The sequence below is a fragment of the Longimicrobium sp. genome, from assembly GCF_036280135.1.
Taxonomy (GTDB): domain Bacteria; phylum Gemmatimonadota; class Gemmatimonadetes; order Longimicrobiales; family Longimicrobiaceae; genus Longimicrobium.
In genome coordinates, this window is the sequence record NZ_DASURI010000285.1 from 1 (window position 1) to 5,686 (window position 5,686).

Here is a 5,686-nt window from a genome sequence, read left to right on the forward strand (position 1 = left end):
GCGCAGCTTCCAGGCGTCCGTCACGGGCGGCACCAGCGGCGGCAACGCCACGCGCTACGCGGTCAGCGCGGGCCACTACGACCAGGACGGCGTGGTGCTGGGCTCGGCGTTCGAGCGCAGCTCGCTGCGGCTGAACCTGAACCAGGACGTGGGCACCCGGATGCGGGTGGGCACCAACATCACGGGCTCGCGCGTGTCCACGAGCTTCGCGGCCACCGACGGCGCCGTGGGCGGCAGCGACGCCTCGGCCGTGGCGGCGGCCCTGCAGTTCATCCCCACCCTGCCCGTGCGCCAGGACGACGGCACGTTCACCAACATGTCGACGGACGCCCCCGCGGAGCTGTCGGGCGCGCTCACCATCCCCGACGTGCAGAACCCGGTGGCCGTGCTCACCAGCATGAAGGACCAGCTGGGCGAGAACCGCGTGCTGGGCAACCTGTTCGCGGAGTACGACGTGCTGGAGGGACTCACGTTCCGCAGCAGCCTGGGCGCCAACATCACCAACCGCACGCGCGACACGTACTGGCCGCGGGTGACCCTGCGCGGCGCGCAGACGAGCGGGCAGGCCATCCGCGGGCGCACGGAAAGCAGCTCGTGGCTCAACGAGAACACGCTCTCGTTCAACCGCACGTTCGGGGCGGACCACCTGGTGAACGCCGTCGTGGGCTACACGCGGCAGATCCAGGAGACCACCCGCACCAGCATGACCAACGAGAACTTCCTGAGCGACGACCTGGGCTACAACGACATCGGCGCGGGCAACCGCGAGGGCGGCCCGGTGGTGACCTCGGGGCAGGCGCGCACCACGCTGGCGTCGTACCTGGGCCGCGTGAACTACAACCTGGCGGGCCGCTACCTGTTCACCCTCACGGGCCGCTACGACGGATCGTCCCGTTTTGGCCCGGACCGCAAGTGGGGCTTTTTCCCGTCCGCCGCGTTCGCGTGGCGCGCGTCGGAGGAGCCGTTCCTGCGCGACGTGGAGCCCCTGGACGAGCTCAAGCTCCGCTTTGCGTACGGCGCCACGGGCAACGCGGCCGTGCAGCCGTACCAGTCGCTGGCCGTGCTCGATCCGCGCAACACCAGCCTGGGCGGCACCATCGTCACGGGCTACCGGCAGACGGCCCTGGCCAACCGCGAGCTGGGCTGGGAGACCACCTACCAGTTCGACGCGGGCGTGGACCTGGGGCTGTGGGGGGTGATGACGCTCACGGCGGACTACTACAACCGCCGCACGGAGGACCTGCTGTTCCCCGTGCAGCTGCCCCTGGAGAGCGGATTCCGCGAGGTGTGGCAGAACGCGGGCACGGTGCGCAACCGCGGCATCGAGCTGGCCCTGGGCGTGAACGCCCTGCGGGGCGACGGGCTGCAGACGGTGCGCTGGAGCAACTCGTTCAACTTTGCCCGCAACCGCAACAGGGTGCTGGACCTGGGCGGCTTGGACGTGCTGCGGGTGCGCGGCATCAGCGCCAACTTCAACTTTCCCGGCACCGACATCCGCGTGGGCCAGCCCATCGGCGTGTTCTACGGCTACCAGACGGACGGCCTGTTCCGCGACAGCGCCGAGGCGGCCAGCTACGGCGCCCGCCTGCCGGACCGCGCCTTCCAGGCCGGCGACGCGCGGGTGCTGGACCTGAGCGGCCCCGAGGGCGTGCCCGACGGCGTGATCAACGAGCTGGACCGCACCATCATCGGCGACCCCAACCCCGACTACACGCTGGGGTGGAGCACCACGGTGGCGTACCGCGGCTTCGAGCTCAGCGGCCTGCTGCACGGCTCGTTCGGCGGCGACGTGATGAACCTGAACCTCATCCGCGTGGAAGGCGGCTCGCCCATCACCAACGTGACCCGCGAGCGCTTCCTGGACCGCTGGACGCCGGAGAACCCCGACGCGGCGTATCCCCGCATCGGCGCCAGCTCGGGCAGCATCGGCAGCAACTACGTGGACGTGATGCTGGAGGACGCCTCGTACCTGCGCCTGGCCACCGTCACGCTCAGCTACGCCCTCCCCCAGCGCTGGGTGGGCGCCCGCGGGCTGCGCGAGACGCGGCTGTACGTCACGGGCAACAACCTGCGCACGTGGACGGAGTACAGCGGCTTCAACCCGGACGTGAGCAGCATGGGCGTGGGCAACGTGAACCGCGGCGTGGACGTGGGCGCGTACCCCCTGGCCCGCACCATCACGCTGGGCGTCAACGTCGGCTACTGACCTGGACGGGCGCGCCGTCCCTCGCGGGTGGCGCGCCGGATCCACCGAAACTGAACCCTCTCGGAGAAGAGAGATGATGCAGAGAACCGTAGCCGCCGCCCTGGGCGCCCTGCTGCTCGCCGCGACGGCCGCCTGCACCGACGACGCGTTCCTGTCGGAGGTGCCGGAGGACTTCATCGGGCCGGAGAACTTCTTTCGCAACGGCGACGACGCCATCGCGGCCATCAACGGCGTGTACGCCTCGTTCAACACCCCCAACGGGTACGGGGTGGACGACTACTACGGCCGCAACTTCTACATGCTCGTCGATTATCCCGGCGAGCAGCTCACGTCGCGCTTTGGCGCCACGCACGACCGCGGCTCGCTGGACAACTTCAACTACACGGTGGAGCACCCGTACCTGCCCACCGTGTGGGGCGCCGCGTACAGCGCCATCGCCAGCGCCAACGCCGTGATCGCCAACGTGCCGGGGATCGAAAGCATGGATGCCGCGCTGCGAGACCGCATCGTGGCCGAAGCCCGGTTCCTGCGCGCCCTGCACTACTTCAACCTCGTGCGCCTCTTTGGCGACGTGCCCCTGCGCCTGGAGTACGTGACGCGCCTGGAGCAGGCCCTGCCCCAGCCGCGCACGCCGGCCGCCGAGGTGTACGCGGCCATCATCGCCGACCTGGAGTACGCGGCGGGGGCCCTGCCGGCCACCTACGCCGGCGTGGCGGGCACCAACACGGGCCGCGCCACCAGCGGCGCCGCGCACGCCCTGCTGGCCAAGGTGCACCTGCAGCAGGCCCTGGTGCACGGCGGCGGGGCCGCCTCGCTGCAAAAGGCCAAGACCGAGGCGCAGGCCGTCATCGCCGGCGGCCGCTACCAGCTGCTGGCGGACTACGGCCGCGTGTTCGCGCTGGACAACGAGAACAACGCCGAGATCATCTTCTCCATCCAGAACACGCGGGTGACGGGGATGGGCGGGCGCCTGGCGCAGCACGTGGCGCCGCAGAACTCCGGGCTTTCCGGCGCCAACACGCCGGGCGCGTCGTTCTACTCGGAGTGGCCGTTCTTTCGCGACTGGAGCGACGCCGACGAGCGCAAGGCGGGCACCTGGCTCATCAGCTACACGCACCCCACGCGCGGGCTGCTCACCTGGTCGCGCAGCATGACCAGCACGCAGCAGAACAACTTCGGCACCACGGGCGGCGGCCCCACGCCCCGCAAGTACATCGACCCGCAGGCCGGCACGGGCGGCGCCGAGGAGACGGACTACATCCTGCTGCGCTACGCCGATGTGCTGCTCATGCTGGCCGAGGCCGAGAACGAGCTCAACGGCCCCACGACGACGGCGTTCGACGCGGTGGACGCCGTGCGCCGGCGCGCGGAGCTGCCCGTGCTCAACCGGTCCATCAGCAAGGACTCGCTGCGCACCGTCATCCAGGTGGAGCGCCGCTACGAGTTCGTGCTGGAGGGGCACACGTTCTTCGACATGCAGCGCCACTGGGCGTGGAGCAAGGCGCGCGTGGAGGCCAACATCCTGGCCGGGCGCACGGTGGCGCAGGGTGGGCAGAACCTGAACGCGAGCCCCTGGGGCAACAGCGTTCCCAAGGCCGGCCCCAGCATCATCATCGCCGACAAGTACCGGTTCTACCCCATCCCGGCGGCAGCCATCGCCACCAACCCGCAGCTGGTGCAAAGCCCCGGCTGGTAATCACGGGGGGATCGGCGGATGACGAACGAAGGGGCACTTCCTCGGCGCGAGGAGGTGCCCCTTTCGGCGTTCGGGGAACTGCATTTCTCACACGGGGCCTTCGGCCAACGGGGTCAACGGTTGTTCTCTGATTCGTTACCGTTAACTCCGTTGGCCGCAGGCCCCGTGTGCAATCCTCCGTAGAGCCATCCCACGGCTCAGTGCCGGCGACACGCTTGAGATGTTCAACCTCCCCCAGGGGTTATTGGGGGAGGTGCGAGCCTGGGCGAGCGGAGGGGGCGCTCGCGCAGGGCCGGCACACACTGTAAGACCATCCGTCGCGGGGTAGAAAAGCTGAGGCCGCTCCCCAATTGGGTAGCGGCCTCGTAACTCTTTCTACACATGGCAGACGAGCTGCCTGGAAGTATCCGCGGAACGTCCGCCGATGTCAATCTCCCCGATCAGGATCCGCCGCGGCGGCGTTGCCAGCGCTCGTAGCGGCGCAGTGTGGTGGCGGGCTCGTCGGTGTACCACAGGTAGCCCGTGCGCCGCTCCTCGCCGATCTCCGACAGCGTGTAGCGAATCACCCCGTCGCGGTCGCTGAAGATGGGGCGGTTGGTGCCGATCTCGTAGAACCGCGCCCACAGCGGCCCCGCGCCGGCCTGGGGCGTGAGGTCGCCGCGCGGCACGTAGCGGTAGCCCGTGATGGCCGCCTCGCGGAACCACGCCGCCGCGTCATCGATGGCCGCCACCAGCTCCGGCGACGGATTCGGGATCTCCAGCAGGAAGTTGAGGATGGCCGCGCTCTCGCGCCCGCTGAGCGACGCGTGCTCGTACGCGCGCGCCCTGACGGGCGCGAACGCGACGGGATCGTGCTGCGCGCCCCACGCCGTGCGCCGCCCATCCACGCGGATCTGCGTGTGGAGGATGCAGCTGATCCCGCGCTCCACGGCTGATGCCGAGCGCGCGCGCAGCTCCGCCGGCACCCACGCGAAGTCGCCGTCCGCCGCGTCGCGCAGCACCTCCAGGGCGTGCACGGTGGCGTCGTCGTTGTAGGTGGCCGCGTCGTGGTATCCGCCCATCAGCGGGTACACCTGCGGCCAGCACCCCGTGGGCTGCTGCGAGACGAGCAGGTACTCCATGCCGCGCAGGAACGACGCGCGGTGCGCCGGATCGCCGTGGGCGCGGATGGCGCTGGCGAGAAAGCGCAGCTGCTCCGTCGTGGAGCCGTTGTCCAGCGTGCCGATCCACGTCCAGCGGTCGTCGGACGAAAAGCTCTCGCCGGGCTGCCGAGGCCGGGTGAAGTCGATGCGCTTGCTCCACCCGCCCGTGGGCGTCTGGTAGGTGACGAGCACGTCCGCCAAGCGCCGCGCCTCGTCGCCGCGGAACCAGGCGCTGTCCATGGCGCTGGTGACGGCGAAGCCGCGGCCGTCCGGCGCCGGCGTGGGCGCGTCCCTGCCCGCGGCGCGCAGCTCCGCGTCGATGAACGCGCGGTCGCGTGCCGCGTTCTCGCGCGAGCCGCGGACGTACGCCTCCCACGCCGCGCGCTGCGCCGCCGGCAGCGACGCGATGCGCGAGGTGCCCAGCAGCGTGTCCGGCACGGCCGCGGACACCGGCGACGGCGCCGCTTCCCCGCCCTGCGCCGCCGCGCACGATGCCATTCCCGCCATCGCGCCGACGGTCATCGCAAGCGCCGCGATCGTGCTGCGTGGAATCATCTCTCCTCCATCATCCAGGAAAAAGAATTCTCACGCAGAGGGAGCAGAGGCAGCAGAGTACTTCATCGCGCGACGAAGTACTCTGCG

General features: G+C 70.3%; 3 protein-coding genes. 2 read left to right on the forward strand and 1 reads right to left on the reverse strand.

Annotated elements, in window-relative coordinates; all coding sequences use genetic code 11:
* Both VFZ20_RS09025 and VFZ20_RS09030 read left to right on the forward strand, forming a co-directional pair.
* The coding region (locus tag VFZ20_RS09025; protein ID WP_329683532.1) for a SusC/RagA family TonB-linked outer membrane protein at positions 1 to 2,206 on the forward strand (2,206 nt) is incomplete at its 5' end.
* Positions 2,207 to 2,279: 73 nt separating this feature from the next.
* Positions 2,280 to 3,902, forward strand: coding sequence for a RagB/SusD family nutrient uptake outer membrane protein (locus tag VFZ20_RS09030; protein WP_329683533.1), 1,623 nt, complete (start codon positions 2,280 to 2,282; stop codon positions 3,900 to 3,902).
* A 440-nt stretch (positions 3,903 to 4,342) separates the two neighbouring features.
* On the opposite strand, the gene pelA is transcribed toward VFZ20_RS09030, so the two are convergent.
* Positions 4,343 to 5,599 carry a pectate lyase gene (pelA, locus tag VFZ20_RS09035; RefSeq protein WP_329683534.1) on the reverse strand — a complete coding sequence of 419 codons (1,257 nt, stop codon included), beginning with the start codon at positions 5,597 to 5,599 and terminating at the stop codon, positions 4,343 to 4,345.
* Between the last annotated feature and the right edge of the window lie 87 nt (positions 5,600 to 5,686).

Excerpts from the sequence above, each read along its gene's own strand:
- VFZ20_RS09030 (WP_329683533.1), top strand. The coding sequence starts at position 2,280 with ATGATGCAGAGAACCGTAGCCGCCGCCCTGGGCGCCCTGCTGCTCGCC.
- pelA (WP_329683534.1), bottom strand. The coding sequence starts at position 5,599 with ATGATTCCACGCAGCACGATCGCGGCGCTTGCGATGACCGTCGGCGCG.